Genomic DNA, 16,220 nt, shown 5'->3' on the forward strand with positions numbered 1-16,220 from the left:
ATAAATATCTCGGGGTCTGGGGCAGAGCCCCAGCCCGCCCTGACCACAATCGCAGAGGCAAGGCAGTCATGACCCAGCTCCCCCAATCAACCGAACGCAAGATGGGTCTGGTCATTGATCTGGACACCTGCGTTGGCTGCCATGCCTGCGTCATTTCATGCAAAGGCTGGAACACCGAAAACTACGGCGCGCCACTGTCGGATCAGGATGCTTATGGTGCTGACCCTTCAGGCACTTTCCTGAACCGGGTGCACTCTTACGAGGTGCAACCCGCCGAAGGGAACGCCCAGTTGATCCACTTCCCCAAATCCTGCCTGCATTGCGAAGACGCACCCTGCGTGACCGTCTGCCCCACCGGTGCCAGCTACAAGCGGGTCGAGGACGGAATCGTTCTGGTCAACGAAAGTGACTGTATCGGCTGCGGCCTGTGCGCATGGTCCTGTCCCTATGGCGCGCGCGAGCTGGATCAGGCCGAAGGCGTAATGAAGAAATGCACGCTTTGCGTCGATCGGATTTACAACGAGAACCTACCCGAGGTGGATCGTGTGCCCTCCTGTGTGCGCACCTGCCCGGCGGGTGCCCGGCATTTTGGCGATCTCGGCGACCCTGGCAGTGATGTCAGCAAGCTGGTCGTCGAACGTGGCGGCATGGACCTGATGCCTGAACAGGGCACCAAACCCGTCAACAAGTACCTGCCGCCCCGACCCAAGGACAAAATTGAGGAGCAGATTGACATCCTGGCCCCTCTGCTGGCCCCGGTCGCCGAAGAGCCCAAGGGTTTCCTCGGCTGGCTCGACAAGACCCTGGAGAAGCTCTGATGCACCCGGCACCTTCCGTTATCATCTTTACCACCCTGTCCGGCCTCGGATTTGGACTCTTGTTCTTCCTGGGGCTCGGCATACCTGACGTCTCGGGCTGGGTCGCGTTTGTGTTTTTCGCAATTGCCTATGGCTTGTCCGTCGGAGGTTTGCTCGCGTCGACCTTCCACCTCGGCCACCCCGAGCGCGCCTGGAAAGCCTTCACCCAGTGGCGCTCAAGCTGGCTCAGCCGCGAGGGCTGGTGCGCGGTCATCGCGCTGCTCGTCATGGGGCTCTATGCCATTGGTGCGGTCTTTCTAGGCCAACGCTGGGGTGTGCTGGGCTGGATCGGGGCGGCATTCTCGCTGGCCACGGTCTTCACCACATCGATGATCTACACGCAGCTCAAGACCATCCCTCGCTGGAACATGAACCTGACACCGGCCATGTTCTTGTCGTTCAGCCTTGCAGGCGGTGCTTTGTTGGCCGGAGCGGAAGCGCTTGCCCCTTGGTTGCTGGCTATTGCCGGCGCTGTACAGCTTGCCTATTGGGCCAAGGGCGACGATGCGTTGTCCCGATCGGGAACCACGCTGGCAACCGCGACAGGGCTTGGTGAGCGAGGCGCTGTCCGCGCATTCGAACCACCTCATACAGGTACAAACTATCTGCTGTGTGAGTTTGTGCATGTGGTCGGTCGGAAGCATGCGCAGAAACTACGGATGATATCTTTTGGTCTGGCTTTTGTGCTGCCTTTACTGCTGCTTCTGATCCCTTTTGGCGGCGTTCTGATCAAGCATGTCTTTGCGCTTGTGGCGGTGTTGTCGCATGTCACCGGCGTTGCTGTTTCACGCTGGTTGTTCTTCGCGCAAGCAGAGCATGTGGTTGGGTTGTACTACGGCAAGCGTTGATGGGGGCTCTGCCCCTGTCGCGGCAAGCCGCGCCTCACCGAGGTATTTCTAGCCAGATGAAGTTTGGATCCCGAATTAGAAAGGGCGGCGCTCGATCTTCGAGGCCGCCCTTACGAGTCCGTATATTGATTTCAGATTAATCCAGCATGCGCCATTGCTGCTTCGATAGCGGCTTTGGTGCTGTCTTCCAGCTCGGTCAGAGGCGAGCGCACTTCGGTGCTACACAGGCCAAGTTTACTGAGCGCGTATTTTGCGCCAACCAGACCGGGCTCGATGAAGATCGCTTCGTGCAGGGGCATCAGGCGGTCCTGATACTCCAGCGCCATTTCGTAGTCGCCATTCAGCGTTGCCTGCTGGAATTCAGCACAGAGCTTCGGAGCCACGTTTGCGGTGACCGAGATGCAGCCCACTCCGCCATGAGCATTGAAGCCCAGTGCAGTCGCGTCTTCCCCGGATAGCTGGCAGAAATCCGCACCACAGCTTGCACGCTGCTGGCTGACGCGCGCCAGATCTCCGGTCGCGTCCTTGACTCCGATGATGCGCGGCAGTTTCGCCAACTCACCCATCGTTGCAGGAGTCATGTCGATGACCGAACGACCCGGGATATTGTAGATGATGATCGGGATATCAGCACTGTCATGCAGAGTTTGGAAATGCGCCAGCAGCCCCTTCTGGGTCGGCTTGTTGTAATAGGGGGTTACGACCAGCGCCGCATCCGCACCGATTTTTTGCGCAAACTGAACAAACCGAATTGCCTCGACAGTATTGTTGGAGCCCGCGCCTGCGATGACAGGCACGCGACCTGCTGCAGCCTTCACCACTTCGGCGATAACCGTTTCATGTTCTTCATGGCTGAGGGTCGGGCTTTCGCCGGTCGTACCAACCGGAACCAGACCGGTCGAACCTTGCTGTATTTGCCATTCCACCAGGTGTTTGAGCGTTTCCAGGTCCAACGCGCCGTTGCTGAACGGGGTGACCAGGGCTGGCATTGAGCCTTTAAACATGGAACGCTCCTTAGGTGTTTTTTGCGCACCGGTCTGTCACGATTAAGGGTTTGTGAGTTGATCCCGGCGGCGCAAGGTTTATCCTGCATGGCTGTATCCTTGGTTTGTTGGGGAATGCAAGGGATGAGACGTATTCTGTCGCTTGGAATAGCGATGATTCTGGCGCTGATGCTACAGCCGCATGCCACTCGTGCGGATGCGACGCAGGATTTGCGCGCGGGGCTCTATGAGATGCGCAAGGGCGATTGGAATGCCGCGCTGCGCGTTGCAGGCCAGCGTGGATCGGTGGCGCGGGACATTATTGTCTGGCATTGGCTACGCGAAGGTTTTGGCAGCTCGGGCGATGTGCTGGTGTTTCTTGAGCGGCGCCCGGATTGGCCCGGTTTGGCCTGGCTGCGCCGTAAGAGCGAGCCATCATTCACCGGGGCCGATCCGAATCGAGTTCTGAAATTCTACGAAGGGTTGCCTCCGCAAACAGCAGAAGGTGCTTTGAATTATGCCGTGGCCTTGAAAAGCCAAGGCCGCAATGGTGAAGCAGAAGCCGACGTCGTAACCGCTTGGCGAACCATGCCGATGGGGTCGGGCCTACAAAAGGATTATCTTGAGAACTTCGGGAAGCTTCTGAGACCACATCACGAGGCCAGGTTGGATCGGATGTTGTGGGATGGGCATCTTGTCAGCGCCGGGCGGATGCTGCCCCTGGTCAACTCTGATCAGCGCAAACTGGCCGAGGCGCGCATTGCCCTGCAAAAGCGCGAAAACGGAGTGGACGGCAAAGTCGCCGCAGTGCCGGAATCACTGGCCAAAGACCCTGGCCTGGCATTTGATCGTTTCGTGTGGCGGGATCGCAAAGAACTGGACGACAGCGCCATTGACCTGATGTTGGCACGCTCGACCGGACCGAAATCGCTGGGTGAACCCGACAAATGGGCGGAAGGGCGACGCAGACTGGCACGTCTTGAGATGCGCACGGGAGATGCCGAACGCGCCTATGCGATTGCCGCCAATCACCACATGACCCCCGAAATGGGCTATGGCTATGCTGATTTGGAGTGGCTCTCGGGATTTCTGGCGCTGCGCAAGCTGAATGATCCGGCCACGGCGGTGCGGCATTTCCAGAATTTCTCGGAGGCGGTGCAATCGCCGATTTCGAAGGGTCGAGGTGGATATTGGCTGGGCCGCGCCTATGCGGCGCAGGGGGATGCTGACAAGGCGCACGAGGCTTATGCCGAAGGCGCGAACTATCAGACCTCGTTCTACGGGTTGCTGGCGGCGGAACAAATCGGCCGTCCGTTTGACAGCGAATTGGCCAACCCACGCCGCGCGCCGCATTGGAAACAAGCCGCATTCGCTGACTCAAGCGTGTTGGAGGCTGGATTGCTGTTGCAGCGCGCAGGAGAGGGAAACCTTTCAGAACGGTTTCTGACCCATTTGGTGGAAGGTCTCGATCAAACCCAAGCCGCTCAGCTGGGGGACCTGGTGATCGAACTGAACGAACCGCATCTGGCCGTCATGATCGCCAAGCGCGCGGCAACAACCGGTGTTGTTTTGCCTGCCGCTTATTACCCAGTGCACCCGGTCGCAGATATGGGACTTCCCATGGCGAAGGAAATGACGCTGGCAATTGCCCGACGCGAAAGTGAGTTCGATCCGGTAGTCATCAGTGGCGCAGGCGCGCGCGGTTTGATGCAGGTCATGCCCGCTACCGCCAAACTTGTGGCTCAGGATTTGGGTATTCTGGGTGGCCATAAAACCGCGCGCCTAACCTCGGACTGGCAATATAACGCAAAGCTGGGGGCGAATTATCTTGCAACGCTTGCAGAGGACTTCAACGGCAATGTCGTGATGATGGCCGCTGGATATAACGCGGGGCCAAGACGGCCGATTTCGTGGATGGAACGCTATGGCGACCCGCGCCGGGGCCAGGTGGACGTGATCGACTGGATTGAGACCATTCCTTTCAAGGAGACGCGCAACTATGTCATGCGTGTCGCCGAAAGCCTGCCGGTCTATCGCGCTCGGCTTGGGCGGCCAGCTTTACCAGTGCCATTCTCAAAGGAACTAACCGGTTCAACCCTTTCGTCGTTCGCGCCATAAGGTGAACAGGCCCGCCGCGATCACCAAAGCTGCGCCCAGAACAACCTCGGGGCGCAGGGTCTCGTGGAAGATCGTGATGCCGAGAATTGCGCTCCACATCAGATGGAAATAGGCAAAGGGTTGCACGGCGCTGGCCTCAGCCATTTCGTAGCACTTAATCAATAGCCAGTGTCCCAGAGCGCCTGCGATGCAAAGCAACCCCATCCAAAACCAATCGCTGCTGGCCATGGGTTCCCAAAACCAGACACCAACAGCAGTCATTGCGACTGCACCAGCCACCCCAGTCCAGAAAAAACTGGTCGCAGTACTGTCCCGCCGAGCCGCATACCGTGTCAGCAGGCCATAAATCGCGAACATAAACGCCGAGATCAGCGGGATCACAGCCCAAGGGTTGAACACACCGGCACCGGGCTGCAGGATGATCAACACCCCGATGCAGCCGACCCCGATGGCAGCCCAGCGACGCCAGCCGACTTTCTCACCCAGAACCGGGCCGCTGAGGGCAGCGATCAGCAGCGGATAGCTGATGAAAACGGCCTGGCTTTCAATCAAGCCCAGAATGGTAAAGCTGAAAACGGCGACACAAATTTCTGCGGCCAGTAACACACCCCGGAATATCTGGAGTCCCAACTGGCTGGTTTGCGCCGCCGCCCGCAAACCTCCGCTAGATCTCGCAGCCAGAGCAATCACGAATGCGGCAAAGAACCAGTACCGGATCATCACCACCATATACGTATTGTAGGTACCGGCCAGATGGCGCGAAATCCCATCCTGCAAAGCAAACACGATCGTCGCGCTGACCATAAGCGCTATACCGGCGTTGACGTTGTTCTTCTGGTTCATTGCTTCACCGCCCGGGTCATGTGCCGTTTACGGCCAAAGCCGGGGCTGCGGGTAACATCAAAACCTGCGTCGGATAGGCCCCGACGCACGAAACCCGCGGCAGTATAGGTTGCCGCTGTACCGCCTTGAATCGTGTGCTCCGCCACCTGCTGCATCAGTTCAGCCCCCCACAGCTCGGGGTTTTTTGCGGGTGAGAAGCCATCCAGAAACCACGCATCTGCCTCACCTGCCCATGTGGGCAAGGTCTGGCGCGCGTCTCCGACCATGACCTCAAGATGCAACGTGTCCAGCACGCATTTCTGCCCATTCCATGTTTCCAATAAGCGATCGGCCCACGGTGCCACCTCGGGAAAGGCCGCCAAAGCACGCGACATATCGTCAGGCGCCATCGGAAAGGCCTCGAAGCTGGTGAACCATAAAGGTGTAGTCTGCCCTGCTGCTTCCCACGCCGACCACGCGGTCAACAGATTCAGGCCGGTGCCAAAGCCTAGTTCAGCGATGTGAAACCCCGGTACAAAGCGCGTTGGCAGATCGTTGCCTGCCAGAAACACATGACACGTTTCCTCTAACCCGTTCTGCAACGAGTAATAGGGGTCATCGAACCGATTCGAGACCGGGATCTGGTCTTCCGTCCAAGTAAGTTCGGCACGCTGGTCTGCCATCGGGGAATCCTGTAGCTAAGCGGCGCGACACTGAACAACGAAAAGGGGATTGGCAATGGTCGATGTGACGGTGCGGGGCGCAGGAATATTTGGCCTCTCCATCGCCTGGACCTGCGCACGGCGCGGCGCGAAGGTCCAGATCGTCGACCCATTTGGTCCGGGCGCGGGGTCCAGTGGAGGGCTTGTTGGCGCGCTGGCCCCACATGTGCCCGAAAACTGGAACACCAAAAAGGCGTTCCAGTTTGAAAGTTTAATCATGGCTGAACCGTTCTGGAAACAAGTCGAGGCCACCGGTGGTGTATCGCCCGGCTACGCACGTCTTGGGCGTCTGCAACCCATACCAGACGCACGCGGTTTGGAGCTGGCCCAAGCGCGTGAACAAACGGCTGCAACACTCTGGCAGGGTCAGGCTGATTGGCGCGTCCGGTTGGTAGATCAGATTGGTGCCTGGTGCCCACCCAGCCCGACGGGATATGTCGTCCACGATACACTAAGCGCGCGCATGCACCCAAGGCGTGCCTGCGTGGCGCTGGTGGCCGCGCTTGCCGTAATGGGAGTAGAAGTTACCGCCGAAGCGCCCGACAAGGGACAAGTCGTACACGCCACTGGACTTGCGGGTCTGCAAGAGCTCAGCAAGGCGTTTGGCAAGACAATCGGTAACGGCGTGAAAGGACAGGCGGCGTTGCTGCGATTTTATGCGGGTGACGTACCACAGTTGTTTGCCGATGCCGTTCACATCGTGCCTCATGCCGATGGTACGCTGGCCATTGGCTCGACATCAGAACGCGAATACGACGATCCGACTAGCACAGATGCCGCTCTGGACGATGTACTGGACCGCGCCATGCGTGCCGTGCCGGTCCTGCACGGGGCGGAAGTAATCGAACGCTGGGCCGGTGTCCGCCCCCGCAGCAAAAGCCGCGCGCCGATGCTGGGCGCGCATCCCCTGCACAAAGGGCAGTTTATCGCCAATGGGGGATTCAAGATCGGTTTTGGTATGGCACCGAAGGTGGCCGAGGTCATGGCCGACTTGATGCTGGAAGGACGCGATAGAATCCCGCAGGATTTTCTGCCCGAAGCTTCACTCTGATTGCGGTATTGCCTTGGCTGACATGCATTGTCGGCCTCCGGGTCCACGCACCCAAAACTCCTGACCATCCCGACACAGGGTCGCCGATTCGAAATGCATCAGCGGCGACGATGCGCGAAACGTAAACTCCGCCAGAGGCCCCATCAGATCGGTTGCGAACAACATGAGGAATTGGGCCAGCAGAGGCCCATGGACAACCAGCCCGGCATAGCCTTCCACGTCGCGTGCATAGTCAAGATCGTAATGGATCCGGTGTCCGTTAAACGTCAGCGCCGAATAGCGGAACAACAGGGTTGTATCAAATTCAACAATGCGGTGATCCAACTCATCCGTTCGAGCCATCGGAACTTTTGGAGCCGGTGCGTCTGATGAGGGATCTTCACGATAAACCAGATCCTGCCATTCGGTCACGCTCAGCGCGCCCTTTTGCCAAATCTCGTGACGCAGTGTGCCAAATGCCAACGGTCCGCTACGTCCTGTCTTTGCCACGGCGCTTTCTCTGACCGTCCGACGCTCGGCTGCGACCCCTGCCACAAAGGGCTGATGAAACTGCAGTCGCCCACCTGCCCACATGCGCCTTGGTAGTCCCATATCGGGGATCAGACCTTGGCCTACCCGAGGATGTCCATCACGCCCCAGATCGCTCGGCACATGCGGCGACCAGAAATAGAGCTGATGAAAGAAGGGAGGTAGTACTGAGCCTGCCTCAATCGTCGGTTCCCGCCCCAATGCTACCTGCAGTGCAGCCGCTCGGGCAGGATCTACGACATCGGCCTGAGTCTCTATCTGGTCTTGATCCTTCATCCGCATAACCTAGAAGTTGCGGTGCAGACCGGCAAGCAAAGGTGATTAAAACCCGGCCTCTGCCCGCAGCTTTTGCATCAGGTTATGCAGCGTATGCTCGTAGCGGTCGTTAGACAGCCGCCCGCCTGCATCAAATTCATTCGAGCTGTCCGCCAAGTGAAGCTCGGGACCTTGCAGAATGCGTGGCTGAAAGGGGACCATGAAGGACCGCAAGATCATTTGCGCCCGCTCCCCCCCGGCCCGGCCCGCAGCCGCAGACATGACGGCGAGCGGTTTATCCATCCATGGCTTGCCTTTCGTCCGACTGACCCAGTCCAGCGCGTTTTTTAGAACACCCGACGGCCCTTTGTTGTATTCCGGCGTTGATATGATCACCGCGTGGGCCTGGGCAATCTGATCGGCCAAAACCTGCACGGTTTCAGGTATGCCTTCGCCAACTTCGAGATCGCCGTCATAAAGCGGCAGATTGAGATCAGCCTCAATGAACGTGCCGGGTTCGAACAGGCGTGCAGCTTCGCGCAGCAATTTACGGTTGGTCGCATCCTGCCGTAGCGAGCCGGAAAGGCCAAGAAGGATCGGTTGGGACATGGGGAAACTCCGCTTTGGTGTTTCCCCTTAGTTATCCCGAGACACCATCGAACCAAAGGCCCGATGACGCGCAGTCATTGTGCGCGAGACGCGTGATCAGGTGTTGTCGCTGGGAACCACCACAATCTCGACCCGCCGGTTCTGGGCTTTCCCCTCGGGTGTCAGGTTCGATGCGATCGGGTTGTTTTCACCTTGCCCGACAGTAGTGATACGGGCGTAGCTGACACCATTGGCCTGCAGAATATCAGCCACCGCATTGGCGCGGCGTTCAGACAGTCCGAGGTTGTAGGACGCCTCTCCGTCACTGTCAGTATGACCGATAATCTGGACATTCGAATTCGGGTAGTTAACCAAATTCTGCCCCACCTTCACCAAATCGGCACGCAAGGCCGGGCGCACGGTGGAACTGTCGGTGTCGAAGGTGATGTCATTCGGAACCGTGACGATCAGGCGATCACCCGCGTTGACGATCGTGATGCCGTCATTTGCCAACTGCTGCCGCAGCTCTGCAGCCTGCCGGTCAAGTTGGTTGCCGATCACGCCACCGCCTGCGGCACCGATGGCACCACCGGCCAACGCCCCCAACAGTGGATCAGAGTCATTGGCAATTGCGCCCACACCAGCGCCGATCAGACCACCCAGCAACGCGCCTTGCTTGGCATTCTGGTTGGGATCGTTCTGCACGCTGAGAGTGCCCGGGTCGGTACACGCCCCCAAAAACAGGGCTGAACACAGTCCAACCGTCAGTACACATTTGGAAATCGTCATTGAATCACCTTCTGCTCACGTACCCGTTCACCGGGTTTGTTTCGTTCCGCTTAGTATAACACAGTGAGAACAAAGACCCTCAAGCAACAATTGAGTGAAATCGGCGAATACCTGCCATTCAGGCGACCCCTTTGGAGCTATCCCAGCTGTTCTGCTCCTGCCAGATCGCGCGCAGAGGTTCCCCTTGCCCGCAGAAATGATCCTCGGTCAGTTCGCATGCCCAGATCCGATCTGTGCGGAAATGGCGAAACCCGTTTCGCAGCTCGCACCACGCGGCCAGCATGGTGCATTCAATATGGTAGATCAGGGCGACGGGCCGTATCGTGCGCTCGGTACGCTCATCTTCCGAATTCACGTAGGTGATGCGAATTTTACGTTCAGCCCGGATCGCTTCGCGATAGTTCACGACGGGCACACATCCCTTTTCCGGATCATCCATCGGTGCACCCCAGGGCGCAACCTGTAGCCAGTCGGCTGGCGCGCGCAGGGCCTCGATCTTCCGACAAACTCGGTCAGCGGCCTGTTGCAAGGTGCTGTCACCCGTGCGGGCCAGCATCGACAGGCCCACCCAGAGGGCCTCAACCTCTTCGGCGTCGAAATTGAGCGGAGGCAGATCATACCCGCGCCGCATCAGATAGCCAACACCCGCTTCGCCTTCGATTGGCGTACGCTGGGCCTGCAACGCGGCAATATCGCGGTAGACGGTGCGCACCGAAACCTCGAGCTTGGCGGCCAACGCATCGGCCGTCACGGGCGCTTCAGCAGCACGCAAGATCTGAATGATTTCGAACAGACGTGTCGATCGGCGCATCCGGGTCTCCTAAAGATCTGCTGACAACTTAGCACACCCCCCTGACAAGGTGGTGTCAGGAGTGTTGGGCGAAGATTGGGCAATTGCAACTCAGGAGAGTGACCATGCCCTACCTCGACAATCACGTCATGATGACCTTAAAACTGGATCGCTGGTCCCAAGATCACGTTTTGCGCGGATTCGAAATCGAACGTGAAATTGCTGCCGCACGGGAACGCCAAGTTATACGCCCGGTCAAACGCACCCGGCGGTTTTCGCTGGGAAACCTGAAGATGCTTTGGACCAGTAACGCCTAGAATCAGAATTTGGCTGGCGCGCGAAATTTCATCGACACCCCGCCTTCGGGATTTTTGAGGCGCAGTTCTTCCGAATGAAGCATCAACCGCGGGAAGTCGCGCGCCACGCCATCGGCATAAAACGGATCACCCAAGATAGGATGCCCCAGCGCCTGCATATGAACCCGCAACTGGTGCGATCGTCCGGTCTTGGGAGACAGGCGAACACGCGTTGTCTCGCCCTCGTATTTAACCACGCGCCAATCCGTAACAGCAGGCTTGCCGGTGTCGTGACAGACCATCTGACGGGGGCGATTGGGCCAATCGACGATCAGCGGCAGATCAACCGTTCCCGTCTTTGGTTCTACCCGCCCCCATACGCGCGCGACATAAGTTTTGCGGGTCTGGCGATTTTCGAACTGTAGCCCCAGATGCCGCTGGGCATGCGGCGTCTGTGCAAACACCATTACACCGGATGTATCCCGATCCAACCGATGCACCAGCAGCGCTTGTGGAAACGCAACTTGTAAGCGGGTCAGCAGGCAATCAGCAAGATGCGCGCCCCGCCCCGGCACGGACAACAAACCCGCCGGCTTGTTCACCACGATCAATTGCGTGTCTTCAAACAGCACATCCAGAGGGGAGTTTGGGGGATCATAAGTTTCGCTCATGCGCGCTTGCCTATCTCAGGCGGCCCCCTCCCGCAACGTCGTCCTTGCGTGAGTGAAAAGGTTCAGCAACTCTTTGGTCAACAAGAGGGAAGACGGTATGCACCCGACGATCAAACGAATGCAAGAAGTGGTGGCCAAAGGCGATGAAGGCCTGATCCAAGAGTTGCTGGCCGAAGATGTGCGGTTTTCACCACCCACTTACTACAGCACCTGGACCGGGCGTGAACCTGTTGCAGCGGTTCTGGGTCATGTGGGTCAGGTGTTTTCCGAATTTCAGTATCGTCGGATCATGGGCGACGGCGACGATTGGGCATTGGAGTTTCAATGCAAAGTCGGTGCCTTGGACGCCGTGGGTGTAGACTTGATCACGCTGAACGCAGACGGACTTATTCAGGAATTTGAGGTCGTCATGCGTCCTTACAAGACCGTCGGAGCCTTGCGCGAAGCCATGATGGCACGAGTCATGAAAGATGCGCGCTTTCTAAAGTTCAAAGATGCGCTGAGCTAACGGTTCCTTTGCCTGTTGCCGCCGATCAGATTCTCAGAATTCCGCTTTTGCCTATTCTGGCCATTCAGGGGTTCGCGGTAAGACGCAATGCGCAATTTCTGCCAGAACCGACTGGTCCCCGCCAAGGGTGTGCAGGGCGCGGGCCCAGACTGCGCTTGTTGATCACCGGGGACAGCTCGGCCGCTGGCGTTGGGGCGGGCACACAAGGCCAGGCGCTATCCGGGCAACTGGTCGGCCGATTGGCAAAGCGTTATACCGTGGAATGGCGGCTTGAGGCGGCCACCGGGCATACCACTCAAAACACAATTGAGCAGCTGCAAGGGCTTTCCGAACAGTTTGATGTGGCCATAACGGCGCTGGGTGTGAACGACGTGACCCGAGCGGTAAGTAGACAGAGCTTTGAGGACCACCAAGCACGCCTATTGGACCTTCTGACCGGGCCGATGAAAGCCCGGCAGGTGATCGTGTCTGCGGTTCCTCAGATGGCGCGTTTTCCCGCTCTGCCTCAGCCTCTGGCCTGGTTTTTGGGGCAACAGGCTGCAAGGCTGGATCACGGCTTGCAGAAGGTGGCTGCAGCATATCCGCAAGTTTCACATCTGGCGCTGAACCTGCCCGATGACCCGGCGCTCGCCGCGCCGGACGGATATCATCCAAGTCCCAAGGCCTATGCAATCTGGGCGGAACAGCTTGCCCAGCTCATTCGCTAGGCCTGAGACCGTATTTGCCGGATCATCGGGATCGAATATACAATCAACCCGGCCCAGATCAGGGGGAACGCGATCAATCTTGCCTGATCAATACGCTCTCCGAACAACGTGATCGCGGTGATAAAAATCATCGTGGGCGCGATGTACTGCAGGATACCCATCGTCGACAGACGCACCAGTTTGGCCCCATTGGCATAAAGCAGCAACGGAATTGCAGTCACCAGCCCCGCGCCTGCAAGCAGCGCAGTGTCTGACACGGCTGCTCCAAAATGCCCGACACCACTTGTTCCAAGCCAGGTGACGTAGGCCAGGGCGGGTATCAGTAGAATCAGGACTTCCAACAAAAACCCTTGGTTGGGCCCGATCGGTAGGGAGCGCTTGAAGAACGCATAAAACCCCCAACTGAACATCAGGCCCAAAGCCGCCCAGGGTAAGCTTCCCGCCTGAAACACCAGCACCAACACCCCCAAAGCGGCCAACCCGACCGCAACCAACTGTGTTCGGTTCAGAGGTTCGCGCAGCAATATCGCACCCAACGCAATGCTGAACAAAGGGTTGATGTAATAGCCCAAAGCCGCGTCCAGCGCATGCCCCGATGAAATCGCCCAGACATAAATCGCCCAGTTGACTGAGATCAGCGCCGCTGTAATTGCCGCCATACCTAACATTTTGGGATTGCGAAGTGCAGTTTTCAGATCGCCGGTCCGCCCGAGCGCTATCAGCAGCAGCCCGGCCACCGGCACCGACCAGATCACCCGATGCGCGACAACTTCGATCGGGCCAATATGTTCCATTGCTTTCATGTAGAGCGGCAGGAAGCCCCAAAGCACATAGGCCATCACGGCCAGAACCAGCCCTTTGGGCGTATCGGTATTGTTTGGTGGTACGCGGGTGTCTGCCACAGCGAGTCTCCGACTGATACCGTGTTTCTCTACGGCAAATCAGATGGGCTTGGGAACTATCAAAACTGTGAAGCAAGGCATCAAAGTTTCTGATAGGTCGCGCGTTCTGCAGCCAACCTACATGCGAAGCGCTGTCTCACGCTCATGGATATTGTTGGCCAGATGAGCAGGTGATCCCTTGTTGATCTGGCCACAAATACTCTCGCGAGCGTTGCCTGGTACGGACGGTGGGGCAGAGCCTACCCCTGTCGATATTTTCTAGACTTTGACCCGCTCGGATTTCGCATCATACATCGGTTTCAACGACGCCTCTGCCTGGACTTTCACACCACAGACATCGATCTCATAGGTCGAGGCCAGCACGTCTGCAGGCTTTTCGCCCTCGCAGGGCACATAGCCCAGACCAATGGCACCACCCAGCGTGTGACCATAATTGCCCGAGCTAAGGTAACCTACATATTCACCATCGCGCACGATTGGTTCGTTGTGGAACAACAGTGGTTCGGGATCAGTCAGTCTAAACTGGACAAGCCGGTTCTTGGGCCCGCTTTCCTTCCGGGCCATCACCGCCTCGCGACCAATGAAATCGCTGCCTTTGTCCACTTTGACGGCAAATCCCAATCCCGCATCGACCACGTGATCCTCGCAGGTGATGTCATGACCGAAATGGCGAAAACCCTTCTCGATCCGGCAACTGTCCATCATGTGCATGCCGCAGAGTTTCAGGCCCATATCTTGTCCGGCTTCGTGCAACGCCTCAAAAACATGACCTGCCATGTCGGACGACACATAGATCTCCCACCCAAGCTCACCCACATAGGTCACCCTGTGGGCGCGAGCGAGACCCATACCGATCTCAATCTGTTGCGCCGTGCCAAAGGGGTTAGTCCTGTTCGAGAAATCAGCGGGCGAAACCTTTTCAAGCAATGCACGCGCATTCGGCCCCATGACGGCCAAAACGCCCTCGCCAGCGGTGACATCGGTGATAACCACATTGAAGCCGCCTGCATGACGCATCATCCAGGTCTGATCCGCCAATCGGGTCGCCGCGGGGGTGACGACCAGGTAGGCGGTCTCAGTCAACCGTGTGACCGTGACATCTGCTTCGATCCCACCGCTACGGTTTAGGAATTGGGTGTAGACGATCTTGCCATTGGGCACTGAATAATCGCCGCCGCCGATATAGTTCATTAATTTCTCGGCATCCGGCCCTTCGACGCGGATTTTGCCGAAGGACGACATGTCATACATGCCTACATTTTCGCGCACGGCACGGTGTTCGGCAGCCGAATTCTCGAACCAGTTCTGCCGTTTCCAGCTGTATTGATACTCCCGTTCCTGCCCTTCGTTGGCAAACCAATTGGCGCGCTCCCACCCAGCCAATTCGCCCATCACGGCACCCTGTTCGATCAGGTGATGGTGAAACGGTGTCCGGCGCACACCGCGCGCGGTGGCCTTTTGGCGATAGGGATAGTGGTCGGCGTAAAGCAGGCCGAGCGTCTCTTTCGAACGTTCAAAGAGGTACTGCTTGTTGCCCTGAAACGGCTGCATGCGACTGATGTCAACATCGCCCAGATCGAACGGTTTCTCGCCCGAGTCCATCCACTCGGCCAGTGCCATACCGGCACCACCCGCCGACTGAATACCGATCGAGTTGAACCCTGCAGCGACCCAAACGTTATCCATCTCGGGGGCGAGTCCCAAGTGATAGGCATCATCCGGCGTAAAGGATTCGGGGCCGTTAAAGAAGGTGTGAATCCCCGCCTCGGCCAACATCGGCATCCGATTGCAGGCCGCTTCGAGTATTGGTTCAAAGTGATCGAAATCCTCTGGCAACTGGTCGAATTCGAAACTGTCGGGGATGCCGTTCATCGCCCAGGGTTTTGCATTTGGCTCAAACGCGCCCAGCAGGATTTTTCCGGCATCCTCTTTGTAGTAGGCACATTCATCCGGTACGCGCAGCACCGGCAGTTGGGTCAGCCCGTCGATCCCTTCGGTCACGATATAGAAATGTTCGCAGGCGTGAAGCGGCACGTTCACACCTGCCATCTTACCAACCTCGTGGCCCCACATGCCCGCACAGTTCACCACCATGTCGCATTCGATATGGCCCGAGGCACTGCCATCGTCCGCAATCCAGTCCACGCCGGTCACCTGACGGCCCTGCTTGACGACATCGGTGACTTTCACACGTTCCTTGACGATGCCACCGCGTTGGCGCGCACCTTTGGCCAAAGCCAGTGCAATGTTTGCCGGATCACCCTGCCCATCCAAAGGCAAATAAACCGCCCCCTTGACCCCTTCGAGGTTGAGATGGGGATACAGCTCTTGCACACGATCATTGCCGATCTCTTCGACCTCAACCCCGAAAGCACGTGCCATGGCGGCCTGACGATAGATCTCTTCCTTGCGCTCTTCAGTCAGCGCCACCGTGATCGATCCGCAACGCTTGAACCCTGTGGCAACGCCAGTTTCTTCCTCAAGTGCGCCATATAGTTCCTGACTGTACTTAGCCAGCTTGGTCATGTTTGCGGTCGCGCGCAGCTGCGCAATCAGACCTGCAGCATGCCATGTGGTGCCGCTGGTCAGTTGCTTGCGCTCAAGCAGCACAACATCGGTCCACCCTTTCTTGGTAAGGTGATACGCGACCGAGCATCCGATGACGCCGCCGCCGATGATGACCACACGGGCCTTGGTGGGAAGATCAACCATCCTGATGTCTCCGCTGTCTCAGGTTTTTTGCAAAATGCCATGAAGGATCGACAAAAAAAGCGTCAAAAACGTC

17 protein-coding genes are annotated in these 16,220 nt (G+C 58.0%); 7 read left to right on the plus strand and 10 right to left on the minus strand.

The features are described from left to right. Positions 1-68: 68 nt before the first annotated feature. Together AC2TEM_RS18190 and AC2TEM_RS18195 are read left to right on the plus strand one after the other, a co-directional pair. On the plus strand, positions 69-818 hold the full coding sequence (locus tag AC2TEM_RS18190; protein ID WP_170425789.1) for a 4Fe-4S dicluster domain-containing protein: 750 nt from the start codon (positions 69-71) through the stop codon (positions 816-818). Beyond that, positions 818-1,705, plus strand: coding sequence for a DmsC/YnfH family molybdoenzyme membrane anchor subunit (locus AC2TEM_RS18195; protein WP_170609201.1), 888 nt, complete (start codon positions 818-820; stop codon positions 1,703-1,705). Before AC2TEM_RS18190 ends, AC2TEM_RS18195 begins: the two co-directional genes overlap by 1 nt. A 131-nt stretch (positions 1,706-1,836) precedes the next feature. On the opposite strand, the gene dapA is transcribed toward AC2TEM_RS18195, so the two are convergent. Next, entirely contained in the window at positions 1,837-2,709 is an 873-nt protein-coding gene (gene dapA / locus AC2TEM_RS18200) for a 4-hydroxy-tetrahydrodipicolinate synthase (protein ID WP_170406596.1), read from the minus strand. Positions 2,710-2,832: 123 nt separating this feature from the next. Here dapA and AC2TEM_RS18205 point away from each other — a divergent pair, with 123 nt between their 5' ends. After that, positions 2,833-4,806 (plus strand): lytic transglycosylase domain-containing protein, encoded by a 1,974-nt coding sequence (locus AC2TEM_RS18205; RefSeq protein ID WP_170425795.1) that lies wholly within the window; start codon positions 2,833-2,835, stop codon positions 4,804-4,806. On the opposite strand, the gene AC2TEM_RS18210 is transcribed toward AC2TEM_RS18205, so the two are convergent. After that, the gene (locus tag AC2TEM_RS18210; RefSeq protein WP_170425797.1) at positions 4,780-5,649 is read right to left on the minus strand and encodes a DMT family transporter; all 870 of its coding nucleotides are present in this window, start codon (positions 5,647-5,649) and stop codon (positions 4,780-4,782) included. The two genes, AC2TEM_RS18205 and AC2TEM_RS18210, sit on opposite strands and share 27 nt — an antisense overlap. Beyond that, positions 5,646-6,311 carry a tRNA (5-methylaminomethyl-2-thiouridine)(34)-methyltransferase MnmC2 gene (gene mnmC2 / locus AC2TEM_RS18215; RefSeq protein WP_170425799.1) on the minus strand — a complete coding sequence of 222 codons (666 nt, stop codon included), beginning with the start codon at positions 6,309-6,311 and terminating at the stop codon, positions 5,646-5,648. Before mnmC2 ends, AC2TEM_RS18210 begins: the two co-directional genes overlap by 4 nt. 55 nt (positions 6,312-6,366) lie before the next feature. On the opposite strand from mnmC2, the gene AC2TEM_RS18220 reads away from it, so the two are divergent. Beyond that, positions 6,367-7,401, plus strand: coding sequence for an NAD(P)/FAD-dependent oxidoreductase (locus AC2TEM_RS18220; RefSeq protein WP_170425801.1), 1,035 nt, complete (start codon positions 6,367-6,369; stop codon positions 7,399-7,401). Here AC2TEM_RS18220 and AC2TEM_RS18225 read toward each other — a convergent pair. From AC2TEM_RS18225 to AC2TEM_RS18240, 4 genes are all read right to left on the minus strand, one after another. Further along, positions 7,393-8,205 (minus strand): HTD2 family dehydratase, encoded by an 813-nt coding sequence (locus AC2TEM_RS18225; RefSeq protein WP_170425803.1) that lies wholly within the window; start codon positions 8,203-8,205, stop codon positions 7,393-7,395. The two genes, AC2TEM_RS18220 and AC2TEM_RS18225, sit on opposite strands and share 9 nt — an antisense overlap. Positions 8,206-8,250: 45 nt before the next feature. Then, positions 8,251-8,793 (minus strand): NAD(P)H-dependent oxidoreductase, encoded by a 543-nt coding sequence (locus AC2TEM_RS18230; protein WP_170425805.1) that lies wholly within the window; start codon positions 8,791-8,793, stop codon positions 8,251-8,253. Between the two features lie 96 nt (positions 8,794-8,889). Beyond that, on the minus strand, positions 8,890-9,561 hold the full coding sequence (locus tag AC2TEM_RS18235; protein ID WP_170398755.1) for a YiaD family glycine zipper/OmpA-like lipoprotein: 672 nt from the start codon (positions 9,559-9,561) through the stop codon (positions 8,890-8,892). A 118-nt stretch (positions 9,562-9,679) separates the two neighbouring features. Continuing rightward, the gene (locus AC2TEM_RS18240) at positions 9,680-10,372 is read right to left on the minus strand and encodes a helix-turn-helix transcriptional regulator (protein WP_170406614.1); all 693 of its coding nucleotides are present in this window, start codon (positions 10,370-10,372) and stop codon (positions 9,680-9,682) included. Positions 10,373-10,476: 104 nt separating this feature from the next. Between AC2TEM_RS18240 and AC2TEM_RS18245 the strand changes: the two genes are divergently transcribed. Next, positions 10,477-10,668: a hypothetical protein gene (locus tag AC2TEM_RS18245; protein ID WP_170398761.1), complete on the plus strand. Its 192-nt coding sequence runs from the start codon at positions 10,477-10,479 to the stop codon at positions 10,666-10,668. A gap of 2 nt (positions 10,669-10,670) precedes the next feature. On the opposite strand, the gene AC2TEM_RS18250 is transcribed toward AC2TEM_RS18245, so the two are convergent. Beyond that, positions 10,671-11,318 carry an RluA family pseudouridine synthase gene (locus tag AC2TEM_RS18250; protein WP_170425809.1) on the minus strand — a complete coding sequence of 216 codons (648 nt, stop codon included), beginning with the start codon at positions 11,316-11,318 and terminating at the stop codon, positions 10,671-10,673. Positions 11,319-11,415: 97 nt separating this feature from the next. On the opposite strand from AC2TEM_RS18250, the gene AC2TEM_RS18255 reads away from it, so the two are divergent. Both AC2TEM_RS18255 and AC2TEM_RS18260 read left to right on the plus strand, forming a co-directional pair. Then, the gene (locus tag AC2TEM_RS18255; RefSeq protein WP_170398766.1) at positions 11,416-11,826 is read left to right on the plus strand and encodes a nuclear transport factor 2 family protein; all 411 of its coding nucleotides are present in this window, start codon (positions 11,416-11,418) and stop codon (positions 11,824-11,826) included. 47 nt (positions 11,827-11,873) lie between these two features. After that, complete coding sequence (locus AC2TEM_RS18260) at positions 11,874-12,533, plus strand: SGNH/GDSL hydrolase family protein (protein WP_170425811.1); 660 nt, start codon at positions 11,874-11,876, stop codon at positions 12,531-12,533. Here AC2TEM_RS18260 and rarD read toward each other — a convergent pair. Together rarD and AC2TEM_RS18270 are read right to left on the minus strand one after the other, a co-directional pair. Then, entirely contained in the window at positions 12,530-13,435 is a 906-nt protein-coding gene (gene rarD / locus AC2TEM_RS18265) for an EamA family transporter RarD (RefSeq protein WP_170425813.1), read from the minus strand. The genes AC2TEM_RS18260 and rarD overlap by 4 nt on opposite strands. A 258-nt stretch (positions 13,436-13,693) precedes the next feature. Beyond that, the gene (locus AC2TEM_RS18270) at positions 13,694-16,147 is read right to left on the minus strand and encodes a GcvT family protein (protein WP_170425815.1); all 2,454 of its coding nucleotides are present in this window, start codon (positions 16,145-16,147) and stop codon (positions 13,694-13,696) included. Between the last annotated feature and the right edge of the window lie 73 nt (positions 16,148-16,220).

It is taken from the genome of Ruegeria sp. HKCCD3925, assembly GCF_057221175.1.

Excerpts from the sequence above, each read along its gene's own strand:
- AC2TEM_RS18190 (WP_170425789.1), top strand. The coding sequence starts at position 69 with ATGACCCAGCTCCCCCAATCAACCGAACGCAAGATGGGTCTGGTCATT.
- AC2TEM_RS18195 (WP_170609201.1), top strand. The coding sequence starts at position 818 with ATGCACCCGGCACCTTCCGTTATCATCTTTACCACCCTGTCCGGCCTC.
- dapA (WP_170406596.1), bottom strand. The coding sequence starts at position 2,709 with ATGTTTAAAGGCTCAATGCCAGCCCTGGTCACCCCGTTCAGCAACGGC.
- AC2TEM_RS18205 (WP_170425795.1), top strand. The coding sequence starts at position 2,833 with ATGAGACGTATTCTGTCGCTTGGAATAGCGATGATTCTGGCGCTGATG.
- AC2TEM_RS18210 (WP_170425797.1), bottom strand. The coding sequence starts at position 5,649 with ATGAACCAGAAGAACAACGTCAACGCCGGTATAGCGCTTATGGTCAGC.
- mnmC2 (WP_170425799.1), bottom strand. The coding sequence starts at position 6,311 with ATGGCAGACCAGCGTGCCGAACTTACTTGGACGGAAGACCAGATCCCG.
- AC2TEM_RS18220 (WP_170425801.1), top strand. The coding sequence starts at position 6,367 with ATGGTCGATGTGACGGTGCGGGGCGCAGGAATATTTGGCCTCTCCATC.
- AC2TEM_RS18225 (WP_170425803.1), bottom strand. The coding sequence starts at position 8,205 with ATGAAGGATCAAGACCAGATAGAGACTCAGGCCGATGTCGTAGATCCT.
- AC2TEM_RS18230 (WP_170425805.1), bottom strand. The coding sequence starts at position 8,793 with ATGTCCCAACCGATCCTTCTTGGCCTTTCCGGCTCGCTACGGCAGGAT.
- AC2TEM_RS18235 (WP_170398755.1), bottom strand. The coding sequence starts at position 9,561 with ATGACGATTTCCAAATGTGTACTGACGGTTGGACTGTGTTCAGCCCTG.
- AC2TEM_RS18240 (WP_170406614.1), bottom strand. The coding sequence starts at position 10,372 with ATGCGCCGATCGACACGTCTGTTCGAAATCATTCAGATCTTGCGTGCT.
- AC2TEM_RS18245 (WP_170398761.1), top strand. The coding sequence starts at position 10,477 with ATGCCCTACCTCGACAATCACGTCATGATGACCTTAAAACTGGATCGC.
- AC2TEM_RS18250 (WP_170425809.1), bottom strand. The coding sequence starts at position 11,318 with ATGAGCGAAACTTATGATCCCCCAAACTCCCCTCTGGATGTGCTGTTT.
- AC2TEM_RS18255 (WP_170398766.1), top strand. The coding sequence starts at position 11,416 with ATGCACCCGACGATCAAACGAATGCAAGAAGTGGTGGCCAAAGGCGAT.
- AC2TEM_RS18270 (WP_170425815.1), bottom strand. The coding sequence starts at position 16,147 with ATGGTTGATCTTCCCACCAAGGCCCGTGTGGTCATCATCGGCGGCGGC.